At 61.1% G+C, this 21397-nt stretch carries 19 protein-coding genes; 8 read left to right on the top strand and 11 right to left on the bottom strand.

Annotation, left to right across the window (positions count from 1 at the left end):
- Window positions 1-15: 15 nt before the first annotated feature.
- Window positions 16-1365 (bottom strand): TldD/PmbA family protein, encoded by a 1350-nt coding sequence (locus tag FHT93_RS14640; protein ID WP_112541414.1) that lies wholly within the window; start codon window positions 1363-1365, stop codon window positions 16-18.
- A 114-nt stretch (window positions 1366-1479) separates the two neighbouring features.
- Between FHT93_RS14640 and FHT93_RS14635 the strand changes: the two genes are divergently transcribed.
- Both FHT93_RS14635 and FHT93_RS14630 read left to right on the top strand, forming a co-directional pair.
- A complete protein-coding gene (locus FHT93_RS14635; RefSeq protein WP_183848111.1) occupies window positions 1480-3291 on the top strand; it encodes a monovalent cation:proton antiporter-2 (CPA2) family protein in 1812 nt (603 codons plus the stop codon).
- A 68-nt stretch (window positions 3292-3359) separates the two neighbouring features.
- Complete coding sequence (locus tag FHT93_RS14630) at window positions 3360-3749, top strand: hypothetical protein (RefSeq protein WP_183848109.1); 390 nt, start codon at window positions 3360-3362, stop codon at window positions 3747-3749.
- Window positions 3750-3780: 31 nt separating this feature from the next.
- Here FHT93_RS14630 and FHT93_RS14625 read toward each other — a convergent pair whose 3' ends face one another.
- Genes FHT93_RS14625 through FHT93_RS14615 form a run of 3 tightly spaced genes read right to left on the bottom strand, consistent with a single transcriptional unit; the run spans window position 3781 to window position 7294 of the window.
- Window positions 3781-4662: a patatin-like phospholipase family protein gene (locus tag FHT93_RS14625; protein ID WP_183848107.1), complete on the bottom strand. Its 882-nt coding sequence runs from the start codon at window positions 4660-4662 to the stop codon at window positions 3781-3783.
- A 21-nt stretch (window positions 4663-4683) separates the two neighbouring features.
- On the bottom strand, window positions 4684-5244 hold the full coding sequence (gene rsmD, locus FHT93_RS14620) for a 16S rRNA (guanine(966)-N(2))-methyltransferase RsmD (protein ID WP_112541417.1): 561 nt from the start codon (window positions 5242-5244) through the stop codon (window positions 4684-4686).
- The gene (locus FHT93_RS14615; RefSeq protein WP_183848105.1) at window positions 5225-7294 is read right to left on the bottom strand and encodes a pseudouridine synthase; all 2070 of its coding nucleotides are present in this window, start codon (window positions 7292-7294) and stop codon (window positions 5225-5227) included. Before FHT93_RS14615 ends, rsmD begins: the two co-directional genes overlap by 20 nt.
- A gap of 90 nt (window positions 7295-7384) precedes the next feature.
- Between FHT93_RS14615 and FHT93_RS14610 the strand changes: the two genes are divergently transcribed.
- On the top strand, window positions 7385-7822 hold the full coding sequence (locus FHT93_RS14610; protein ID WP_112541419.1) for a nucleoside deaminase: 438 nt from the start codon (window positions 7385-7387) through the stop codon (window positions 7820-7822).
- Between the two features lie 63 nt (window positions 7823-7885).
- On the opposite strand, the gene FHT93_RS14605 is transcribed toward FHT93_RS14610, so the two are convergent.
- Window positions 7886-8515: a hypothetical protein gene (locus FHT93_RS14605; RefSeq protein ID WP_112541420.1), complete on the bottom strand. Its 630-nt coding sequence runs from the start codon at window positions 8513-8515 to the stop codon at window positions 7886-7888.
- A gap of 131 nt (window positions 8516-8646) precedes the next feature.
- Entirely contained in the window at window positions 8647-11553 is a 2907-nt protein-coding gene (gene ileS, locus FHT93_RS14600; RefSeq protein WP_113014714.1) for an isoleucine--tRNA ligase, read from the bottom strand.
- Between the two features lie 473 nt (window positions 11554-12026).
- Between ileS and FHT93_RS14595 the strand changes: the two genes are divergently transcribed.
- Window positions 12027-13241, top strand: a complete 1215-nt coding sequence (locus FHT93_RS14595; protein ID WP_183848103.1) for an MFS transporter — start codon at window positions 12027-12029, stop codon at window positions 13239-13241.
- Between the two features lie 62 nt (window positions 13242-13303).
- Here the strand turns inward: FHT93_RS14595 and FHT93_RS14590 are convergent, their stop codons facing one another.
- The 4 genes from FHT93_RS14590 to FHT93_RS14575 form a co-directional block, all read right to left on the bottom strand.
- A complete protein-coding gene (locus FHT93_RS14590; RefSeq protein ID WP_112541963.1) occupies window positions 13304-14287 on the bottom strand; it encodes a bifunctional riboflavin kinase/FAD synthetase in 984 nt (327 codons plus the stop codon).
- A 14-nt stretch (window positions 14288-14301) separates the two neighbouring features.
- On the bottom strand, window positions 14302-15150 hold the full coding sequence (locus FHT93_RS14585) for a TIGR01459 family HAD-type hydrolase (RefSeq protein WP_183848101.1): 849 nt from the start codon (window positions 15148-15150) through the stop codon (window positions 14302-14304).
- A 228-nt stretch (window positions 15151-15378) separates the two neighbouring features.
- A complete protein-coding gene (locus FHT93_RS14580; RefSeq protein WP_183848401.1) occupies window positions 15379-15867 on the bottom strand; it encodes an SRPBCC family protein in 489 nt (162 codons plus the stop codon).
- A complete protein-coding gene (locus FHT93_RS14575) occupies window positions 15842-16198 on the bottom strand; it encodes a metalloregulator ArsR/SmtB family transcription factor (protein ID WP_112541424.1) in 357 nt (118 codons plus the stop codon). Before FHT93_RS14575 ends, FHT93_RS14580 begins: the two co-directional genes overlap by 26 nt.
- A gap of 147 nt (window positions 16199-16345) precedes the next feature.
- Here FHT93_RS14575 and FHT93_RS14570 point away from each other — a divergent pair, with 147 nt between their 5' ends.
- The 4 genes from FHT93_RS14570 (at window position 16346) to FHT93_RS14555 (ending at window position 20535) form a co-directional block, all read left to right on the top strand.
- The gene (locus FHT93_RS14570) at window positions 16346-16987 is read left to right on the top strand and encodes a dihydrofolate reductase family protein (RefSeq protein ID WP_113014717.1); all 642 of its coding nucleotides are present in this window, start codon (window positions 16346-16348) and stop codon (window positions 16985-16987) included.
- 451 nt (window positions 16988-17438) lie between these two features.
- Window positions 17439-17735 carry a co-chaperone GroES gene (gene groES, locus FHT93_RS14565; protein WP_004675403.1) on the top strand — a complete coding sequence of 99 codons (297 nt, stop codon included), beginning with the start codon at window positions 17439-17441 and terminating at the stop codon, window positions 17733-17735.
- A gap of 56 nt (window positions 17736-17791) precedes the next feature.
- On the top strand, window positions 17792-19429 hold the full coding sequence (gene groL, locus FHT93_RS14560; RefSeq protein ID WP_112541426.1) for a chaperonin GroEL: 1638 nt from the start codon (window positions 17792-17794) through the stop codon (window positions 19427-19429).
- Between the two features lie 659 nt (window positions 19430-20088).
- The gene (locus FHT93_RS14555) at window positions 20089-20535 is read left to right on the top strand and encodes a hypothetical protein (protein WP_113014718.1); all 447 of its coding nucleotides are present in this window, start codon (window positions 20089-20091) and stop codon (window positions 20533-20535) included.
- 112 nt (window positions 20536-20647) lie between these two features.
- Here the strand turns inward: FHT93_RS14555 and FHT93_RS14550 are convergent, their stop codons facing one another.
- Window positions 20648-21358, bottom strand: a complete 711-nt coding sequence (locus FHT93_RS14550; protein ID WP_112541428.1) for a glutathione binding-like protein — start codon at window positions 21356-21358, stop codon at window positions 20648-20650.
- Between the last annotated feature and the right edge of the window lie 39 nt (window positions 21359-21397).

Here is a 21397-nt window from a genome sequence, read left to right as displayed (position 1 = left end):
GTTTCGATCCGTTTGTCAGCGGCCGGCAAGCGTCATGCCTTCAATCGCGAAAGTCGGAGCCGCCACACCGAACTTGCGATCGATGTCGTTGGCAAGCGTCAGCCGCATGAACATGTCCTTGAGGTTCGAAGCGATCGTCACTTCCGATACCGCGAAGGTGAGCTCGCCATTCTCGATCCAGAAGCCTGTCGCGCCGCGGCTGTATTCGCCGGTGATCATGTTGACGCCCTGGCCGATCAGTTCGGTGACGTAGAAACCGTTGCCGACGCTGCGGATCAGCTCTTCCGGCGAGATGTCGCCAGGCTCCAGCGCAAGATTGGTCGAGGCCGGCGTGACCGAGGTGCCGCCGCGGACGCCGCGGCCGTTGGTCTCGAAACCGCCGATCTCGTTTGCGGTGGAGGTGGAGAGGAACCAGTGCTTGAGCACACCGTCCTCGATCATGACCAGCTTCTCGCCGGAGACGCCTTCGCCATCGAAGGGACGCGAGGACGGGCCGCGCACGATCAGCGGATCGTCCGTGATCGAGAGGCCGGATTTCAGCACCTGCTGGCCCATCTTGTCGCGAAGGAAGCTCGTCTTGCGGGCAACCGAGGCGCCGTTGATGGCACCGGCAATATGGCCGACGAAACCCCGCGCGATGCGCGGATCGAAGATGACGGTGATGTCCTTGCCTGTCGGTACCTGGCGCGGATTGATGCGCTTGATGGTGCGCTCGCCGGCCCGGCGGCCGATTTCGGCGGGATCGTCGAGCTCGGCATAGTAAAGGCGGCTGTCGAAATCGTAGTCGCGTTCCATGCCAGTACCTTCGCCGGCGATGACGCTGACGGAATTGCCGAAGCGCGAGGCCATGTAGCTGCCTTCGAAACCGTGCGACGTGGCAAGCACCAGCCCGCCCATGCCGGCCGAAGCGCCGGCACCCGAAGAGTTGGTGACGCCTTTGACCGCAAGGGCAGCGGCTTCGGCCGCAAGGGCCGCCTCGCGCAGCTGGTCGGCGCCGACCTCGGTCGTATCGAGAAGCTGCAGGTCGGGATAGGTCTTTGCGAGCCTGTTCTCATCGGCCAGGCAAGCGAAGGGGTCTTCCGGCGAGACCTTGGCCATGGCGACGGCGCGTTCGGCCAGCGCCGTAAGGTCAAAGCCCGGATTGGCGGAAACGCTTGCCACGCGCTTGCCGACGAAGACTCGAAGCGAAAAGTCGTCGCTCTCGGAGGACTCGGTGCCTTCGACCTTGCCGAGGCGAACGCTGACAGATTGGGCGCGCGAGCGGACGACGACAGCGTCGGCGGCGTCAGCGCCTGCCTTTTTCGCCAGATCGATCAGTTGACTTGCGCGGGAAAGAAGTGTCGAGGAATCGATTTCAGAGGACATGATTTGGCCTTTCCTTCCCGTTCCATTTATTGTGCACTCCTGAAAGCATCAAGGCCGTGGATGCCGATTCTTTTCCTGGCTGCCTGCTTGCCCCGCCATCGAAAGAAATGAAGCATGTCCGCACCCAACGCGCTTTTCACGGAAACCATCCTGCTGCTCGGCGGCGCGGTCGTCGCTGCGCCGATCTTCAAGAAGCTCGGACTCGGCACGGTTCTCGGTTATCTGGCGGCCGGCATCGTCATCGGCCCGATCTTCCACGGCATCACGGATGGTGAGCAGATCCTCGATGTTGCCGAACTCGGCGTCGTCTTCCTGCTCTTCATCATCGGGCTTGAATTGAAGCCCACCCGCCTCTGGCAGATGCGGCGCGATATCTTCGGCCTCGGCACGGCGCAGGTGGTGGTGACGGGTCTGGCACTGACCGCACTCGCATGGGTCTCCGGCGCTCTCGACTGGCGCGGCAGCATCGTCGCGGGCTTCGGCCTGGCGCTCTCCTCAACCGCCTTCGCCATGCAGATCCTCGAAGGCGATGGAGATGTGAACACTCGCTACGGGCAGCGCTCCTTCTCCATGCTGCTCTTTCAGGATCTGGCGATCGTGCCGCTTCTGGCAGTCGTCACCATCCTCGATGGAAACAAGGGCAGCGGCAATCCACTGGTCGATTTCGCTATCTCAGTGGCCGCCGTCGGCGCGATGATCATCATGGGCCGATACCTGCTGACGCCCCTCTTCCAGATCATCGCGCGCACCGGCGCGCGCGAAGCGATGATCGCGGCCGCGCTTTTCGTCGTCATGGGATCAGCAAGCCTGATGCAGCTCGCCGGGCTTTCGATGGCGATGGGCGCTTTCCTCTCCGGCGTCATGCTGGCGGAATCCTCTTACCGGCACGAGCTGGAAGCCGATATCGAACCCTTCCGCGGCGTGCTTCTCGCTATCTTTTTCATTGCCGTCGGACTGTCGCTGCAGCTTCAGGTGCTGCTCGACAACGTGATCTTCATCATCATTGCCGTGCCTATCATCATGGCCGTGAAAGCGCTCATCATCTATGCGCTTTGCCGCGCGACACGCTCCTCGCACAACGATGCCGTTCGCATCGCCTTCCTGCTGCCGCAAGGCGGTGAATTCGGCTTCGTCCTCTTCACCACGGCCGCCGTCGCGGGGCTGATGTCCAGCAGCACAGCTTCGCTGCTCGTGGCGATCGTTACCCTTTCCATGGCGCTGACGCCGCTCGGTGCCGCGCTTTCCAAGCGGATGCTGTCGGGAGAAGAGCACGAAGAGCTCGACGAGGATTTCGAGGGTGCGGGCGCCGACGTGCTGATGGTCGGTTTCTCGCGTTTCGGCCAGATCGCCGCGCAGATCCTGCTTGCCGGCGGCAGGAGCGTGACCGTCATCGACTTCTCCGCCGACCGCATCCGGCAGGCATCCTCCTTCGGTTTCCGCATTTATTTCGGCGACGGCACCCGCAAGGACGTGCTGCGCTCGGCCGGCATCGACCGGGCCAAGATCGTGCTGGTCTGTACCCAAAAGAAGGAGATCACCGACAAGGTGATCGAGCTGATCCAGGCCGACTACCCGCAGACGACGCTTTTCGTGCGCTCCTATGACCGCATCCACTCGATCGAACTGCGCAACAAAGGCGTCGACTACGAACTGCGCGAAACGCTGGAATCCGGTCTGCTTTTCGGCCGACGCACTCTGGAAGCGCTCGGTGTGTCCGAAGTCGCGGCCTATGAGATCGGCGAGGACATCCGCAAGCGCGACGAGGCGCGACTGGTGCTGCAAGTATCAGAGGGTTTGCAGGCGGGACGGGATCTACTGTTTTCGACACCGATCCATCCGGAACCGTTGGTCAAGCCCAAGCGGGCAGCCGATCCTTACAAAGGCGATCCGCTGGCAAATTCGGCCGATGTAACAGCGGATGCTTAGTTTCTTCGCAATTTCGAACCCAATTGCGCTATCGCTTTTTGCGCCAATATCTCTTGGATAAGACGCTTATGAACGCGAGAATTCGAGCAAAAAGAATACTGAGGAATACCAAGCGATATGAATCTGTGCCATCGCCTATCCAGCAGCAAAGGGAGGAATTTGGCCTCTTGATAGGAGTATATTCCAATCCAAGCCCAATCGAAGATAGGATATTTATAGCGGACAAGGGCCTGTTCTGGGGTGATGGCGAAGAGGGGAGGTCATTTCTATACACTGAAGTAAAGTCGGTGTCCGTTTCAGAAGGACAACAGAGCGTTGAGATTGTTATCTTGACCAACCAGGACAGAGAATTGCGAATCCCGGTCTATGGCCGGGACGGAAAATACTCTGACTGCATGGTGATACTTCGCTTCGTCGATAGAATTACTGAGGATGCGAAGAAATATCCACACGAGTGACCCGCGCACCGATAGCCTTAGTCACGATAACCTACCGCTTCAATCGCGCCTCGATCTCCCGGTCGAGGGCATATTTCAGCTCTTCCTTCACGCCTACTGACATGGCGAGCACGTCGCGCGCCTTCAGGAAATCCATGACACCGGTGCGGCCGACGATGGGCCGCAGGAAGATATGCGGCCGCATGAGCTTCAGCTTCAGGGAAATCGCCGCCTGCATCATAAGCTGGCCGGACCCGAAAATGCTTTCCATGCGGTTCGGAATGTGAGTGCCGTCGCCTTCGGGCGCGCCGACGACATCGATGCCGATGACGATATCGGCAAGGTCCATCAGACATTCATAGGGCACGGGATTAGCGATGCCGCCATCGATCATGACCCGCCCATGCAGCCGGACCGGCATGAAGACGGCCGGAATGGCCGATGATGCGGCGAGTGCCGGGAAGAGCTCGCCGTGCTCGGCGATGACCTCAGCCTGGCCGTAATAATCCGTGGTGATCACCTTCATCGGGACCAGCAGATCCTCGAACTTCTGGGGAAGCTCCGATGGCAGGAAGGCTTTGAGAATACGTTCGAGATTGAACTGGCCGATGCGGATGCCCTTGGCGACGGCATCGCGCACGGTTGTCGGCCTCAGGCCCCAGATGCGGCTGACGACGGCGGCCTTGTTGCCCACGGTTGCCAGCGCGTGTTCGCGGATTTCAGCACCCGACATGCCGGCCGCCATGCCGGCGCCCATGATGGCGCCGATGGACGACCCTGATATTGCTACCGGGCGGATGCCGAGTTCATCCAGCGTTTCGATGATGTGGATGTGGGAGAGGCCGCGGGCACCGCCCCCACCGAAGGCGACGGCAACCGTCGGCAGATCGCTGATCGCAGGCGATTTCGGACTGATGATTTCCGCCTGCGGCACAATCTACTCCCAACGTGCCGGCTACTGCGGCTGATACCGGAAGAAATGCACTCTTGTATCGCCGAATATCCGGCTTTCGAGGAAAACATAGGAAGGATGCACCGAAACGGCAACATCGGCGCGTTCTTCCAGAACGGTAATCGCGCCAGGCTTGAGCCAGCCGCCGTCAGCAGCAGCCGCAAGCGCCTTCTCACCCAGCCCCTTGCCATAAGGCGGATCGGCAAACAGCATGTCGAAAGGCTCGAGATTGCCGACGCTGCCGAGATCGGTCGCGTCACGGCGCAACATGCGCGTGCGGCCATGCAGGCCGAGCGCATCGATATTTTCCCAGAGAAGCGCCCTGCCCTCGACGCTGTTTTCGACGAAGAGCGCATGGCGGCAGCCGCGCGAGACGGCTTCGAGACCGACTGCGCCGGTGCCGGCAAAGAGATCGAGGATCCGGGTGCCATCGATGCATTCCGGATAGGCATGGCTCAGAATGTTGAACAGGCTCTCACGCGTCCGGTCCGCAGTCGGCCGGATATCGCTGGATTTTGGTACGGCTAGCGGCCGTCCGCGAAACTCACCGCCGACGATCCGCACCGCGCGTCATTCCCTTGCCTTTCGCACCACCTCTGGACGACCCGCCGGAAGGCTTGCCGCCGCCATCGGGCCGATCGCCCTTAGGCTTGCCTGTGAAATTCTTTGCGCCACGCGGCTTATCGCCGAAGGGCTTGTCGCCAGAGGATCTTTCGCCACGGGGACGTTCCGAGCGACCTTCGCCGCCGAAGCTGCGGGCTGGACGCGACGAGCGTTCGCCGCCATCCTCACGAGCGCGGAAGGGACGTGGACCTTCTTCACCCTCTGCCCTCGGACGGCGTTCGCCGCGGGGCTTCGCACCGAAAGGCTTGTCGCCACGCGGGCGTTCCGAGCGACCTTCGCCGCCGAAGCTGCGGGCCGGACGCGACGAGCGTTCGCCGCCATCCTCACGCGAGCGGAAAGGACGTGCACCTTCTTCACCCTCTGCCCTCGGACGGCGCTCGCCGCGGGACTTCGCACCGAAGGGCTTGTCGCCACGCGGACGATCAGAGCGGCTTTCGCCGCCGAAACTGCGGGCCGGACGCGACGAGCGTTCGCCATCCTCACGCGGACGATCACGGAAGGAACGCGGACGCTCCTCCCCATCAGTGCGCGGACGACGCTCACCGCGGGGCTTGTCTCCAAATGGCTTGTCACCGCGCGGACGCTCGGAGCGACCCTCACCACGCGGCGGACGATCGCCGAAAGAGCGCTTGCGGCCGAAACCTTCGTCCTCGTCGCGCTTGCGGGGCTGCTCCTCGCTGGAACGGATCCACTCGCCATCCTCTTCGTGGACGCGATTGATCTGCGGGCGCGGACGATCCGGGCCGCGATCGAAGCGTTGTTCCTTCGCCGGGGAGGCCGTCTCGCCGCGACGACGCGCGGTCTGGGCATTCTTGGCAGCCTTGGCGGCCGCCTTCTCGCCGAGCGGACGCGCGCCGGGCGCCATCCAGACATTGGCGTTGCGACGGGTACCGAGCGCCGGGCGCTTCGGTTTGTCATCGTCGCCACGGCGATCGTCACGACGGTCATCCCGCCTGTCGTCTCGCCTGTCATCACGCTTGGTGTCGAGGCGGCTTAGCGCACGTTCGCGCTTGTCTTCATCGCGGCGCGGGCGTTCGCGGCGCTCGGGCGCCGGTTCCTCGGCCTCCTCGGCGGCAACGGCGGGCGCATTGTAGAGCGGCGCATCGAAATTCGCCTTGGCGTCTTCAATCAGCCGCGGGCCGAGCTGGTCGCGCAGCGTGCGGCCGCGCACCTCGATCACATGCCCTTCGGGTAGATCGCCGAGCTGGAAGGGGCCGTAGGAAATGCGGATCAAGCGGTTGACCTCGAGACCGAGCGCGCCGAGCACATTCTTGATTTCGCGGTTCTTGCCTTCACGCAGGCCCATGGTGATCCAGACGTTGGATCCTTGGGTGCGATCAAGCGTGGCTTCGATCGAGCCGTAGAGAACGCCGTCGACGGCAATACCGTCCTTCAGCTTGTCGAGCGCATCCTGATCGATGTCGCCATGAGCGCGCACGCGGTAGCGGCGCAGCCACCCGGTGGTCGGCAGTTCCAAGGCGCGGGCGAGGCCGCCGTCGTTGGTCAGCAGCAGCAGACCTTCGGTATTGATGTCGAGACGGCCGATCGACATGACGCGCGGCAGTTCTTCCGGCAGATTGTCGAAGACGGTCGGGCGACCCTCAGGATCGGCATTGGTCGTTACCAAGCCCTGGGGCTTGTGGTAGAGCCAGAGGCGCGTGCGCTCGATGCCGCGGATCGGAATACCATCGACCTCGATCTTGTCTTCGAGCGTGACGTTGACGACGGGCGTGTCGAGGAGCTTGCCGTTCAAGGTGACGCGGCCATCCATGATCATGCGTTCGATGTCGCGGCGGGAGGCGACGCCGGCGCGCGCCATCACCTTGGAAATGCGTTCCGCCTTGGCGTCGCTGTCCGCTTCATTGGCTACCACTTTCGCGGAAGCTGCCTTCGATGGCTTGCCGATACCGGCCTTCGGGCCGCCTTTCGGCCGCGCGTCGCGCGCAGGGGGCCGTGCGCCCGGGCGTTTTGGCTTGTCTTTGGGTGTCATTTGCTGTTTGCCTGCCTTTTGCGCCTGTCTATCAGGTCATGCACCTGCGGTTAAGTGGAAATTCTCGCGAACGTGAAGACAAATCGATTTATGGAGATGGCGTTAAAGGAAGCGCGCGCTGCGGGAGATCGCGGCGAAGTGCCGATCGGCGCCGTCGTCGTCGTCGATGGCGTGGCAGTCGCGAGCTCCGGAAACCGTACACGCGAACTCAACGATGTGACCGCGCACGCCGAGATCGCTGCGATCCGCATGGCTTCGGACAGGCTCGGCCAGGAACGGCTTGCCGGCGCTGATCTCTATGTGACGCTGGAGCCCTGCACCATGTGCGCGGCGGCTATTTCCTTTGCCCGTATCCGCCGGCTCTATTACGGCGCGGAAGATCCGAAGGGCGGCGCGGTCGACAATGGTGTGCGCTTCTATGCCCAGCCGACCTGTCATCATGCACCGGAAGTCTATTCCGGCTTCAACGAGACGGAATCGGCGGATATGCTGAGGGCATTCTTTTCGGAGAGACGAGACACGCAATAGGGCCGGTCGCAAGCGCAGCTATGCTGACGCCAAGCAGTTGATCGCCACTACGCGGCTAAAGTCCTATTGAAGGATCTGCCACCACTTTGTGCCGCTATTGGCGACCGCTGCATCCTTTTTGCGCTGCTTCGCCTTCTTCTGTTCCGGCGTACCGAGATCATCGAGCTTTGCTGGATCTTCGACAGCGCGATATTCGGTCGGCGGATCGGAAATGTAGCGGCGCTGGTCGATATAGGCGCCCTTCTGCAGGGCGCGCGCTTCGCGATAGGCTTTGGTCTGGGCTTCCGTCGTCTGGCGCCCGCCTTCGATGGCAGAGCTGGCGAGCGGCGAACGATAGCTCGGATTATCCGAGTTCTCGTCGGCTTCCTTGACGAGGCGCGTGCGGGCTTCTTCCGGGGATTCAACCCACTGCGGATTGTCCTTGTTGGCAACAGTTTCCTGCGGCTGAACGAGGGTTTCCTTCTGGTCCTTCGCGGGCATGACGAGCGTCGGACGCGGCGTATATTTCACGCCAGCATTTTTCGGGCCGGCGCCGGTCAGCGAAACCGACTGGCCGAGGTCGTCGGCAAGCTGCTCCATGGCGGTCTTGTCGGTGCCGTAAGTCGGGCTGCTGGCGCAGCCGGACATTGTGGAGCTTGCCGCCAGAACAACAGACAGGCAGGCGCCCAAACGGAACCAATGCGTCGCTAACATGAAAACCCTTCCCGCATGCCGGAATCAGTACTGCCCACCGGACAATCGTCCCCCTGACGCAAAAATCCGGCCATTTTCAGGCAGCTTTTACCGGATGAACACCATAAAGGCAATTCACCCGGCAAATATCTTCAGACCTGGATGCCGAGTTCGCGCAATGCGGCCGCATCACGCGCCGAAACATCCGGGTAGTCAGGATCGGAACCGACATCGGTGGTGATGCGCCAGGAACGGGCGCATTTCACCCCTTCGGCAAGCTTCGGAACGACAGCGACTTCAGGCACTTCCGGCAGGCGGAAGGCATCAGCCGGGCCGGCGTCCGCCTCGATCGTGATACCGGAGGTGATGCAGACTTCGCTGAAATCCTGTCCTTCGAGCGCCTTGCGCAATTCCGCGTCGGCAACGTGGACTACAGGTGCAGCTTCCAGCGACGAGCCGATGCGCTTGTCCTTGCGCTCGATTTCGAGCGCGCCGGTCACGACGCTGCGGATCGCGCGGATCTTCTTCCACTTTTCGGCGAGCGCCTCGTTGCGCCATTCCGTGGCTACCGGGGCAAACTGCTCCAGGTGCACAGAGACGGCTGAAGGATTGCGCGAGAGCCATGCCTCTTCCGTCGTAAAGGGCAGCATCGGCGCAAGCCAGGTCACCATGCAATCGAAGATCGTGCGGATGACATAGAGGGCCGAACGGCGGCGCAGGCTGGAGGGCGCGTCGCAATAGAGCGCATCCTTGCGGACGTCGAAGTAGAAGGCCGAAAGCTCGACATTGGCGAAGTCGATGAGCGCGCGGGCAATCTTCTTGAAGTCGAAGGCGTCGTAGTTTTCGCGCACGAGCTGGTCGAGCTCGGAGAGGCGGTGCAGCATCAGCTGCTCCAGCTCCGGCAGATCGGCGAGCGCGATGACCTCGCCCTTGTCGTGGGCCAGCGTGCCGAGCATCCAACGGATCGTGTTGCGCAGCTTGCGATAAGCATCGACATTGGTCTGGATGATCGTCTTGCCGACGCGCAGGTCGTCCGCATAGTCCGACGTCATGACCCAGAGGCGCAGGATATCGGCGCCGGCATCCTTCATGACTTCCTGAGGTGCGGTGACGTTGCCCTTCGACTTCGACATCTTCTCGCCCTTCTCGTCCATGGTGAAGCCATGGGTGAGGACGGCGTCGTATGGCGCCCGACCGCGGGTCGCAGCCGATTCCAGCAATGACGAGTGGAACCAGCCGCGATGCTGGTCCGAGCCTTCGAGATAAAGATCGGCCGGCCATTTCAGGTCGGGACGGTCTTCCAGCGTGAAGGTGTGGGTCGAGCCAGAATCGAACCAGACGTCGAGGATGTCCATGACCTGCGACCACTTGGCCGGGTCGTGCTCGTTGCCGAGGAACCGCTCCTTGGCGCCTTCGGCAAACCAGGCATCGGCGCCTTCGGCGTCGAAAGCATCGAGGATGCGCTGGTTGACGGCATCGTCCTGCAGCACCTGGCCCTGTTCATCGACGAAGACGCAGATCGGCACGCCCCAGGCGCGCTGACGAGAAAGTACCCAATCCGGGCGCTGCTCGATCATGGCGCGCAGGCGGTTCTGGCCGGCAGCCGGCACGAAACGGGTGTCGTCGATCGCCTTCAGCGCACGGGTGCGCAGCGTCGTGCCATCTGCCAGCGTCTTGTCCATATAGACGAACCACTGCGGTGTGTTGCGGAAGATGACCGGCTTCTTGGAACGCCAGGAATGCGGATACTGGTGCTTCAGGCGACCGCGGGCAAAGAGCGCGTTGCGCTCGATCAGCGCCTTGATGACGCGATCGTTGGCGTCACCCTTCTTGCCGTTGTCGTCGATGACGCGGGCGCCTTCGAAGCCGGGCGCGTCGGCGGTGTAGAAGCCGCCATCGTCGACCGGGAACGGGATCTTGGTTTCGATGCCGCGCGCCTCGATCTCGCGGCCATGCGCCATCCAGACATCAAAGTCTTCGCGGCCATGGCTCGGTGCGGTGTGCACAAAGCCGGTACCGGCATCGTCGGTGACGTGATCGCCATCGAGCAACGGCACCAAAAACTCGTAGCCGCCTTCGAGGCCCTTAAGCGGATGAGCGCAGGTGGCGCCGACGAGATCTGCAACCGTGACGTCGGCGAGACGCTTGTACTGCAGTTTTGCCTTGGCGAAGGATTCCTCAGCGAGATTATCGGCAAAGATCAGCTTTTCGCCCGGGCGCGGACCAAAATCGTTCTCGGCAGCCGTGACTTCATAGAGGCCATAGGCAACGCGCGAGGAATAGGCGATCGCCCGATTGCCGGGGATCGTCCAGGGCGTGGTCGTCCAGATGACGACGAAAGCGTCCTTGAGGGCATCGGAGCCTTTCGCCACCGGGAATTTCACCCAGATCGTGTCGCTCTCATAGTCATGATACTCGACTTCGGCTTCCGCGAGCGCCGTGCGCTCGACGACCGACCACATGATCGGCTTGGAGCCGCGGTAGAGCTGGCCGCTCTTGGCGATCTTCAGGAGTTCGCCGGCGATGCGGCTTTCCGCGTGGAAGTTCATCGTCAGGTACGGGTTTTCGAAATCTCCGACGATGCCGAGGCGCTGGAATTCGCCACCCTGGATGGCGATCCACTTTTCGGCATAGGCGCGGCATTCGCGGCGGAATTCGATCATCGCCGACGGCTCGGTCAGGTCAGGCTTGGCCTTGCCCTTGGCGCGGTAGTTTTCTTCCTCGATCTTCCATTCGATCGGCAGGCCGTGGCAGTCCCAGCCGGGAACGTAGTTGGAGTCGTAACCGCGCATCTGGAAGGAGCGGGTGATGACATCCTTGAGGATCTTGTTCAGCGCGTGGCCGATATGGATGTTGCCATTGGCATAGGGCGGGCCGTCGTGCAGGACGAACTTTTCGCGGCCGGCGGCGGATGCGCGCAGCTTCTTGTAAAGATCCATCTTCTGCCAGCGCGCAACGAGCTCCGGCTCCTTCTGCGGCAGGCCGGCGCGCATCGGGAAATCCGTTTCAGGCAGGTAGAGGGTCTTCGAGTAATCGATCTTTTCGGCTGTTTCGGTCATGTGTGACAATCGCTTCTGGCGGCCCGAAAAGGGCACGCGGACATGAAATCTGTGGTGACGGAAAGCGCTCGCTCAGCTCAAGCGCCAAAAACCCGGACCTTCCGGCAACTTAGCGTGCGCGGAAGACCGGGCCGATAATTCGTATCGAATGCGCCAGCCGGAATTTACTCATCGCGCCGGTTCATAGGCGCTTTTAGGCGGAAAAGGAAGAGGGATTTCAGAGCCGCGACCTTACGAAAAGCTGCACGGGGAATGCTTCGTCCCAACCGAATTCAGGAACGACACTCAGGCTCTCGCAGTTGCCCGTGCCGGTCGGCAACCGCTGGAAACAGGCGGGAGCTGCAATATTGTTGTTCCCGAGGCAAAAAACCCAACACCCCGTGTCGATTTCCCGATTGCCCGAACGTCTTTGACTTGCGGGCATCAGAAATCCATCATGCCGATCAAACCCGCTCGCAAGGAGTGATGAGGATATGAGCAGTTCCTATCGTTGGGTTATCGTCGCGGCCGGCGCACTGATGACGTGCGTTGCGCTCGGCGCCATGTTTTCTCTCGCAATCTTCCAGCAACCGATCGCCGATGCGACGGGTTGGTCGCATGCCGGTATCGCCAGCGCCATGACGCTCAATTTCATCGTCATGGGCATCGGCGGCTTCTTCTGGGGTGCTGCCAGCGACCGGTTCGGGCCACGCCCGGTGGTGCTGATCGGCGCCGTCATCCTTGGGCTGGCGCTGATGCTCGCCAGCCGCGCGGAAACGCTGCTGCAGTTCCAACTGACCTATGGCGTGCTCGTCGGCCTCTCGGCCAGCGCCTTCTTCGCGCCGATGATCGCCGCGACGACAGAGTGGTTCGACGAGAACCGCGGCCTTGCCGTCTCGCTGGTTTCGGCAGGCATGGGTGTTGCTCCGATGACGATCTCGCCATTCGCGAGCTGGCTTATTACAGCCTATGAATGGCGCCCGGCGATGATGATCATCGGCATCGGCGCGCTGATCCTGATGATCCCGGCGGCACTTCTCGTGCGCCGTCGCCCGTCGCCGCCTCAGGATATGCATGATGCCATGGTATCTGCGGATGGCGGTGCTCCCAATCTCTGGAAGGTTTTCCGTTCGCCGCAATTCATCGTTCTCGGACTGACCTTCTTTGCCTGCTGCGCAGCCCATTCCGGACCGATCTTCCATATGGTGAGCTACGCGACACTCTGCGGCGTCGCGCCGATGGCTGCCGTCAGCATCTACAGTGTCGAGGGCCTAGCCGGCCTTGGCGGACGCCTGCTCTATGGCACGCTGGCGGACCGGATCGGCGTGAAGCCGGTCATCATAGCAGGCCTGCTGGTGCAGGCCGCCGCCCTTGCCACCTATCTTGCCGTCAGCAAGCTCGGGGAATTCTATGCGCTCGCCGTCATCTTCGGCAGCGCCTATGGCGGGGTGATGCCGCTTTATGCGTTGCTGGCGCGTGAATATTTCGGCCCGCGCATCATCGGCACCGTCTTCGGCGCGGCAACGATGCTCTCCAGCATCGGCATGGCATTCGGCCCGCTGATCGGCGGCTGGATCTACGACACCTATGCCAACTATTCGTGGCTGTTCATCGGCTCCGCCCTGGTCGGGCTCGGTGCAGCAGCGATTGCGCTCGCGTTCCCGCCGCTACCCCGGCAGAAGGCTCAGCCCGCGCTTGGCACTGCCTGAGCGGTTCTTCGTTTTTGCGCAATCCCGGACGTAAAACGCTCAAGCAGTTTTGCTGGAATTGCTCAGCCGAAACAGAGCTTCCGGTCGAGCTCGCCGAGCGGTCTCACACCTGCGAGAAGAGCCCTCGCTTCCTCCTCGTCGCGCTTGATCTGCGCGACGAGCGGATCCAGCCCGTCAAACTTCAATTCGGGGCGCAGATAGCCGAAGAAGGAAACCGAACAGGTCTGGCCATAGAGATCGCCGCTGAAATCAAAAAGGTAGGTTTCGAGCAGCGGCGCACCATTTTCCGTCACCGTCGGGCGACGGCCGTAGCTTGCCACCGCATCGTAGAGCCTGCCGCTTTCGGGGCGGAAGCGGACGGCATAAATGCCGGCTGCAAGTTCCGCCTCCGGCGGCAACTGCATGTTGGCGGTCGGGAAGCCGAGCTGGCGGCCGAGCTTTTCGCCATCGATCACCTTCGCCTGCACCGTATAGTGATAGCCGAGCATGGCGGCGACCGAGGAGACATCGCCTTCCTTCAGCAGTGCGCGGATATGGCTCGATGAGACGACATCGGTGTTCTCATCGCGGAAGGCGTCGATCAGGGTGACGCCAAAGCCATATTTGTTGCCGGCATCCATCAGGAAGGCAGGGCCGCCTTCCCGGCCGCGGCCGAAGTGGAAGTCGAAGCCCGTCACAACTTCGGAAGCGCCGAGCCAGTCCTTCAATATGGAGTGGATGAAATCCTCGGCCGAACGCTGCGAGAATTCGTAGTCGAAGGGGTATTCAATGACAGCGTTGAAGCCCAGTTCTTCCAGGATACGGGCCTTGAAGGGCGCCGGTGTCAGGCGGAAGACCGGTGCATCCGGCTTGAAGACAGTACGCGGATGCGGCTCGAAGGTCAGCACCAAAGCGGGAATACCGCGCTGCCGTGCAATATCGAGAGCCCGGTTCAGCACCGACTGATGGCCGCGATGGACACCATCAAAATTGCCGATGGCAATGACGCCGCCCTTCAGATGTTCGGGCAGCGGCTCGCGGGTTTCGTTACGGTGGAACACGGTCATCGGCTTCAATTCTCTTATGCGAGGCGCGGCATCCACCACTTGGGGGCGGCTTTTTCCCGTTCGAGATAGGCGTGCAGGATCGCTTCGTCGGTCTCGCCGTTCAGCGTATATTCCTTAGCGTGGATACCGCCGCTGATGTAGAGAAGATCGAGGCCATAATTCAAGGCGCCGCGAACATCGGTCGGCATTCCGTCGCCGATCGCCAGAACGCGGTCAACGGGGAAATCGCCGTGCACTTCGCGCGCGGCGGCAAGGGTCGCCTCATAGATCGGCCGGTGCGGCTTGCCGGCGATGCGGGTGGAACCGCCGAGCTGCTCATAATAGGCAGCCATCGCGCCGGCGCAGGGAATGATGCGGTGGCCGCGCTCGACGACGAGATCGGGATTGGCGCAGATCATCGGCACGTTGCGGGCTTTGAAGTCCAGCAGCATATCGGTGTAGTCCTCGGGCTTCTGCGTTTCGTCGTCGAAGAAACCGGTGCAGACGACCGACGTGGCCTCACCTGCCGCCGCACGCTCGATATCGAGGCCTTCCAGGATCGGATTGTCGCGCTCGGGACCAAGCAGGAAAACTTCACGAGGTCCTTCAGCAATCAGCGCGCGGGTGACATCACCAGAGGTGACGATGCGGTCATAGGCGTCGTCGGGCACTCCGATCTGGCGCAACTGCTCGACGACCTGCCAGGAGACGCGGGGCGAATTGGTGATGAGAACGACCGTCAGACCCGCGGCGCGAGCGGCCTGCAGCGCCTCGCCGGCTTTCGGAAACGGATCGACCCCGTTATGCACGACACCCCAGACATCACAGAACACCGCGTCATATTGATCGGTGATCTCGGAGAAGTTCGCAATCCGCTTTGCCATTCCGCTTTCCTGCTTCGCTTTCGGTCCCCGGTGACATTGCAAAGGCAGGCTTCATTGGCAAGGCATTTCCGCAGCGACGTGACAGATACAGCCAATGGCGGCTTTCGGCACGACTTGGGTTTTCGCTGACCCCACCGAACATGTCATTTGTTGAAGCGTGAGCCTAGCATGCCGGCTTCGGCGCATCGTCGAAACCGGCAAGGCATATTACAGGCACCTCTGATGACATCAGCCGTCCAGCCAGGCGGCAAGGCCCTCGAGCGTCTGCAGCCCGTATTCCACCGCGCCGAAACCGATGACCACCTGACGCCGCTTGGCACTGGGGTGGAGCTGGCGCAGGGTCAGCACGGTCTTGCCGTCGGCCTGCTCATCAAAGGTCACGGTAACGCGGAAACGGTCGGGGTCATCAGGATCGGGCGTGCCGTAATCCATGACGATCCGCTCGTTCGGCACGATCTCCAGAAAGCGCATGAGGTTCGCGAAACGATGCTCCTTGCCCTCGAACATGCCCACCATATCGAAGCGCCAGATCCCGCCCTCGCGGATATCGGCCTCGTGGCTCTCGATGTTGAGGCCGGTCGGGCCGTACCATTTGGCCAGTGCCTTTGGATCCATCCAGGCGGCAAAGACCTTGTCGCGTGGGTGGTTCAGCAGCTTGACCAGCACGATTTCGCGATCGAGCGACCAGGTCTCAAACGGGTTTGCCATGTCCTTCATCATCCTCTTGCGTCTCGTCCAAATAGGCTTCCAGCCGATCCAGCCGCTCGGTCCAGCGCCGGCGCTCCGCTTCCATCCAGTCCGCCGCCTCGTCGAAGCGCGCCTGCACCAGCCTGCACCAGCGGCTGCGCCCGCGCTTCTCGCTGGCGATCAGCCCGCAATCTTCCAGCACCTTGAGATGCTGGGCGAAGGAGGGCAGCGCCATGTCGAAAGGCTCGGCCAGGACGCTGACCGGTACCTCGCCGGCAGCCAGGCGCGAGACGACCGCGCGGCGGGTCGGGTCGCTGAGAGCGTGAAAGGCAAGGTCGAGCGGTGTCGAGTGGTAGGGCATGTGGCCTATTAAAACGTCACCGATAGCCAGTCAAGGACAATAAGGCACTTGCCTTAGTGTTCGGCCCTCGATACAAAGGCACATGCCTTAGTGTCTGGCCTACAGATGGAGGCTGTCATGGTGCAACCACTCGCAAGGAGAACAACAGTGGTAGTTCGTGTCGATCTCATGATCTCGCTCGATGGTTTCGCGACAACGACGGACCAGACGCCGGAAGTCCCGTTCGGCGAGGACTGGTCGCGTCTCGTCGGCTCATATGTAGCAACCCGCACGTTCCGCGAGCGCGTATTCAAGGATACCAGCGGGGCTGGGACGACAGGCATCGACGACGACTACGCGAAGGCGTATTTCGAAAATGTGGGGGCCGAGATCATGGGCGCCGGCATGTTCGGTCTCCACAACTTTCCCGACGATCCGGACTGGCGCGGCTGGTGGGGTGACGAGCCGCCGTTCCGGTGTCCGGTTTTCGTCCTCACCCACAAGCCACGTCCTTCCCTGGAGATGGCTGGCGGGACAATTTTCCATTTCCTCGCCACTACACCTGCCGATGCGCTACAGCGGGCTGTCAGTGTGGCGGGCGGCAAAGACGTGCGGGTTGGCGGCGGTGCTACCGTTGTTCGCGACTTCCTCAAGGCGGGCCTTGTCGATCGCCTTCATGTCGCTATCGCTCCGATCCTGCTCGGGCGCGGCATACGCTTGTGGGACGATCTGCGCGGCCTGGAAGCCGGCTGCACGGTGAAGTCGGAAACCGCGCCGAGTGGCACCATCCACCTCACCTTCCAACGCTAGGCATTTTCTTGCGACTGGGCGACCATGGCCGTGCACAGCGGTCATGATATCGGCTTCCGTGAAGACCCTGACAATCTGCCTTGCCTGTCCAACTCGAGGCAAATGTCGACTTCCGCTGTAAAGCGGTCAACCTTGGAAGCAGGCGGGCAACGATATCGCCAGGCATTGGCCAGATGATGCGTGGCGAGTTGGCCGGCCCGCCAGCCGCCAGCCCATGTTCGCCCGGGCGGGCTAGGCTCGGAAAGGCAGGCTATGGCAAAGGCTCGGCGCCACGCGGGACAAATGCTGCATGTCTCCACAATTCCGGCACAAAAATCCGTGAAGGCTCTTCTTGACTCCTTCTGGAGCCATCCCTAAATGCACGGCGCTAGCACTCACAGGAGTTGAGTGCTAACATCCACCTTGTGGGCCACCCCGGTCCGCGAATGTCATTTGATCGAGGGATTAGACAATGGCAAGCACCAATTTCCGCCCGCTTCACGATCGCGTCGTTGTCCGTCGCGTTGAATCCGAAGAGAAGACCAAGGGCGGCATCATCATCCCGGATACCGCTAAGGAAAAGCCGCAGGAAGGCGAAATCGTCGCTGTCGGCTCCGGCGCTCGTGACGAGTCCGGCAAGGTCGTAGCACTCGACGTCAAGGCTGGCGATCGCGTTCTGTTCGGCAAGTGGTCGGGCACCGAAGTCAAGATCAACGGCGAAGACCTTCTGATCATGAAGGAAGCCGACATCATGGGCATCATCGGCTAATCAGCCGGTTGTCTTTCATCCGATATCGCTGACACCCCTTTTCAGGAGTTCTCAAAATGGCAGCTAAAGAAGTAAAGTTCGGCCGCGGCGCGCGCGAAAAGTTGCTGCGCGGCGTCGATATCCTCGCTGACGCAGTGAAGGTCACGCTTGGTCCGAAGGGCCGTAACGTCGTTATCGACAAGTCCTTCGGCGCTCCGCGCATCACCAAGGACGGTGTTTCGGTCGCCAAGGAAATCGAACTCGAAGACAAGTTCGAAAACATGGGCGCCCAGATGGTCCGCGAAGTTGCTTCGAAGACCAACGACGTCGCCGGCGACGGCACCACGACTGCAACGGTTCTCGCACAGGCCATCGTTCGCGAAGGCGCAAAGGCAGTTGCTGCCGGCATGAACCCGATGGACCTGAAGCGCGGTATCGACCTCGCTGTTGCTGAAGTCGTCAAGGATCTCCAGGCCAAGGCCAAGAAGATCAACACTTCGGAAGAAGTTGCCCAGGTCGGCACGATCTCCGCAAACGGCGAAAAGCAGATCGGTCTCGACATTGCTGAAGCAATGCAGAAGGTCGGCAACGAAGGCGTTATCACCGTCGAAGAAGCCAAGACCGCTGAAACCGAACTCGAAGTCGTCGAAGGCATGCAGTTCGACCGCGGCTACCTGAGCCCGTACTTCGTCACCAACCCGGAAAAGATGGTTGCTGACCTCGAAGACGCCTTCATCCTCCTGCACGAAAAGAAGCTTTCGAACCTGCAGTCCATGCTCCCGGTTCTCGAAGCTGTCGTTCAGACCGGCAAGCCGCTCCTCATCATCGCTGAAGACGTCGAAGGCGAAGCTCTTGCTACGCTCGTCGTCAACAAGCTGCGCGGCGGCCTGAAGATTGCTGCTGTCAAGGCTCCGGGCTTCGGCGATCGTCGCAAGGCCATGCTGGAAGACATCGCTATCCTCACGGGCGGCACTGTCATCTCCGAAGACCTCGGCATCAAGCTTGAGTCTGTCACGCTCGACATGCTCGGCCGCACCAAGAAGGTCTCGATCTCCAAGGAAAACACCACGATCGTCGACGGCGCTGGCGCCAAGTCCGACATCGAAGGCCGTGTTGCCCAGATCAAGGCCCAGATCGAAGAAACCACCTCCGACTACGATCGCGAAAAGCTGCAGGAACGTCTTGCCAAGCTCGCTGGCGGCGTTGCCGTTATCCGCGTCGGCGGTTCGACGGAAGTCGAAGTGAAGGAAAAGAAGGACCGCATCGACGACGCTCTCAACGCGACGCGCGCTGCTGTTCAGGAAGGCATCGTCCCGGGCGGCGGCGTCGCTCTGCTGCGTTCTTCCACGAAGATCACGGCCAAGGGCGAAAACGACGACCAGGAAGCTGGTATCAACATCGTTCGCCGCGCTCTCCAGGCTCTGGTTCGCCAGATCGCTGAAAACGCAGGTGACGAAGCTTCGATCGTTGTCGGCAAGATCCTCGACAAGAATGAAGACAACTACGGCTACAACGCCCAGACTGGCGAATATGGCGACCTGATCCAGCTCGGCATCGTCGACCCGGTCAAGGTTGTCCGTACGGCTCTGCAGAACGCAGCTTCGGTTGCTTCGCTGCTGATCACCACGGAAGCCATGATCGCCGAGCTGCCGAAGAAGGACGCTCCGGCAATGCCGGGCGGCATGGGCGGCATGGGCGGTATGGACATGATGTGATAGGCGTAAGCCGTCACTGACATCCATTCCGGTCTCCAGAATAGAAAGGGCGGTCTTCGGGCCGCCCTTTTTTTTGCCGATTCGAAAATACCTGCGGCTTAAACCCTTAGGCCGGCTCCTGAGGCCGCTTCTTTGGCCCGAAGCTTTCGCGAGGCTTGCGCGCCGCGCATTTTCCCCTTCAGCGCAATTCGGTTTCCGAACTGTCTAATTTACGGAAGCTGCATGCTATGGTGGGTGTGAAACCGTTTCCACAACGCATAAATGAGACTTTTGACCACAAAATTAGCGGATAACGCGCAGTCCGGGTGAAAATCCAATCATAACGTCAGCCTAACGCCCCGGAAAAAGCCGTTGCCGTTTGCGCAAAAGCTCCTATAAATCCGCGCTGCAATTGACGTTCGCACCGGAAGAATTCTCGCAACAGACGAGACCGGATACGCCAAAGGCCACGCGTGAACATTCGGGCTTTCGAAGGTCTCCGCGAACATACGAGATGACATCTTGCGGGGAAATATTCGAGCGGCGACCGTCAAAGGCGCAGCCGACCAACTGTTTCCGCAGGATGAAAGCACAGGCATGACGCCTGGTGCTACGTGATCCTGTTTCTTTGTGTTTGCCGAGCGTGTGGCAGGGGAGCCGCACCTGAACTGGGGAACGCCTTGTTTAAGATCGCCAAAGCCAATGCTGCCGCACCATTGCTGCCCGGCTCGCTGGACTACAACAATCACAACCACGACATGTTGGCACAGTTCTCGGTCTCCGAAAGCTGGATCGGAGACTTTTCGACGGGCGTGATAAAGCTCGGAGAGTGGAGCGCAATGCTGCACGGTCTCTCGGCCCAGGAATGCGGCCTGTTGAGCCTGGTGCGCTGTTACGACACCAAGGATCGCAACCACGTCCTGCAGCTCTTCGAACAGGCGGCAACGCTCTCCTCATCCTTCTGCTTCTCGACGACCATCATCATGCCGAACGGCTTCCGCCAGCCGCTTTTCTGCATGGGTGAATCGAATGGACTGGAAGAAAAGTACAGTGGCAGCATGGTCGGGGTTTTCATCTTCCCGCGTTTCAAGCTGGAAGGCGCCAGCCAGATCACCAGCCGGCAATAATCGTCCGAACGGCTCGAGGTAAAAAGGCCGGTCTCACGACCGGCCTTTCCTGTTACTTCGCTCAATTCCGGTCGTGAAACCGCTGCACGATTTTACTGGAACTGCTTCGTGATCAGGCCGGCTTCACCGGGATGTTCAGCCCCTTCTCGCTTGCAGGGCGGGCGATGCAGCGCTGCAGCCAGTCCATGACGGCGGGGAATTTCGCGTAGTCCAGGACCTCGCGGCCACCATAAAAAATGTCGGCGCCGCGGATCCACGGGAAGGTAGTGATGTCGGCGATCGTGTATTCGTCGCCCATGATCCACTGGCGGCCCTTCAGGCGGCTTTCCAGCACGCCGAGCAGGCGCTTCGCTTCATCGCGGTAGCGCTCCACCGGGTAGGAATTGTTGGCGACCTTGTCGGCGGCGAATTTATGGAAATGACCGAACTGACCGAACATCGGGCCGATGCCTGCCATCTGGAAAAAGACCCACTGGATTGTTTCATAGCGGCCTGCGGCATCGGCCGGGATCAGCTTGCCGGTCTTTTCCGCCAGATAGAGCAGGATAGCGCCGGATTCGAAGAGACCGATCGGCTTTCCGTCCGGGCCATTGGGATCGATGATCGCGGGAATGCGGCCGTTCGGATTGAGCGAAACGAATTCCGCGGTCTTCTGATCCGTCGTTGCGAAAGAAACATAATGGGGCTCATACGGCAGAGCGAGTTCCTCCAGCGCCACGGAGATCTTCACGCCGTTCGGCGTCTGAAGGGAGTAGAGCTGGATAATATCGGGGTTTTTCGCAGGCCAGCGGCTGGTGATCGGGAATGCGGAAAGATCTGCCATGGGTTTCTCCTTGGGTGGGGCGGCGACCATAGAAGATGG

The organism is Rhizobium sp. BK379, assembly GCF_014193955.1.
Classification (GTDB): Bacteria; Pseudomonadota; Alphaproteobacteria; order Rhizobiales; family Rhizobiaceae; genus Rhizobium.
This window is presented reverse-complemented; position numbering and strand designations above follow the sequence as displayed.

Excerpts from the sequence above, each read along its gene's own strand:
- FHT93_RS14640 (WP_112541414.1), bottom strand. The coding sequence starts at position 1,365 with ATGTCCTCTGAAATCGATTCCTCGACACTTCTTTCCCGCGCAAGTCAA.
- FHT93_RS14635 (WP_183848111.1), top strand. The coding sequence starts at position 1,480 with ATGTCCGCACCCAACGCGCTTTTCACGGAAACCATCCTGCTGCTCGGC.
- FHT93_RS14630 (WP_183848109.1), top strand. The coding sequence starts at position 3,360 with ATGAACGCGAGAATTCGAGCAAAAAGAATACTGAGGAATACCAAGCGA.
- FHT93_RS14615 (WP_183848105.1), bottom strand. The coding sequence starts at position 7,294 with ATGACACCCAAAGACAAGCCAAAACGCCCGGGCGCACGGCCCCCTGCG.
- FHT93_RS14610 (WP_112541419.1), top strand. The coding sequence starts at position 7,385 with ATGGAGATGGCGTTAAAGGAAGCGCGCGCTGCGGGAGATCGCGGCGAA.
- FHT93_RS14605 (WP_112541420.1), bottom strand. The coding sequence starts at position 8,515 with ATGTTAGCGACGCATTGGTTCCGTTTGGGCGCCTGCCTGTCTGTTGTT.
- ileS (WP_113014714.1), bottom strand. The coding sequence starts at position 11,553 with ATGACCGAAACAGCCGAAAAGATCGATTACTCGAAGACCCTCTACCTG.
- FHT93_RS14595 (WP_183848103.1), top strand. The coding sequence starts at position 12,027 with ATGAGCAGTTCCTATCGTTGGGTTATCGTCGCGGCCGGCGCACTGATG.
- FHT93_RS14590 (WP_112541963.1), bottom strand. The coding sequence starts at position 14,287 with ATGACCGTGTTCCACCGTAACGAAACCCGCGAGCCGCTGCCCGAACAT.
- FHT93_RS14585 (WP_183848101.1), bottom strand. The coding sequence starts at position 15,150 with ATGGCAAAGCGGATTGCGAACTTCTCCGAGATCACCGATCAATATGAC.
- FHT93_RS14580 (WP_183848401.1), bottom strand. The coding sequence starts at position 15,867 with ATGAAGGACATGGCAAACCCGTTTGAGACCTGGTCGCTCGATCGCGAA.
- FHT93_RS14575 (WP_112541424.1), bottom strand. The coding sequence starts at position 16,198 with ATGCCCTACCACTCGACACCGCTCGACCTTGCCTTTCACGCTCTCAGC.
- groES (WP_004675403.1), top strand. The coding sequence starts at position 17,439 with ATGGCAAGCACCAATTTCCGCCCGCTTCACGATCGCGTCGTTGTCCGT.
- groL (WP_112541426.1), top strand. The coding sequence starts at position 17,792 with ATGGCAGCTAAAGAAGTAAAGTTCGGCCGCGGCGCGCGCGAAAAGTTG.
- FHT93_RS14550 (WP_112541428.1), bottom strand. The coding sequence starts at position 21,358 with ATGGCAGATCTTTCCGCATTCCCGATCACCAGCCGCTGGCCTGCGAAA.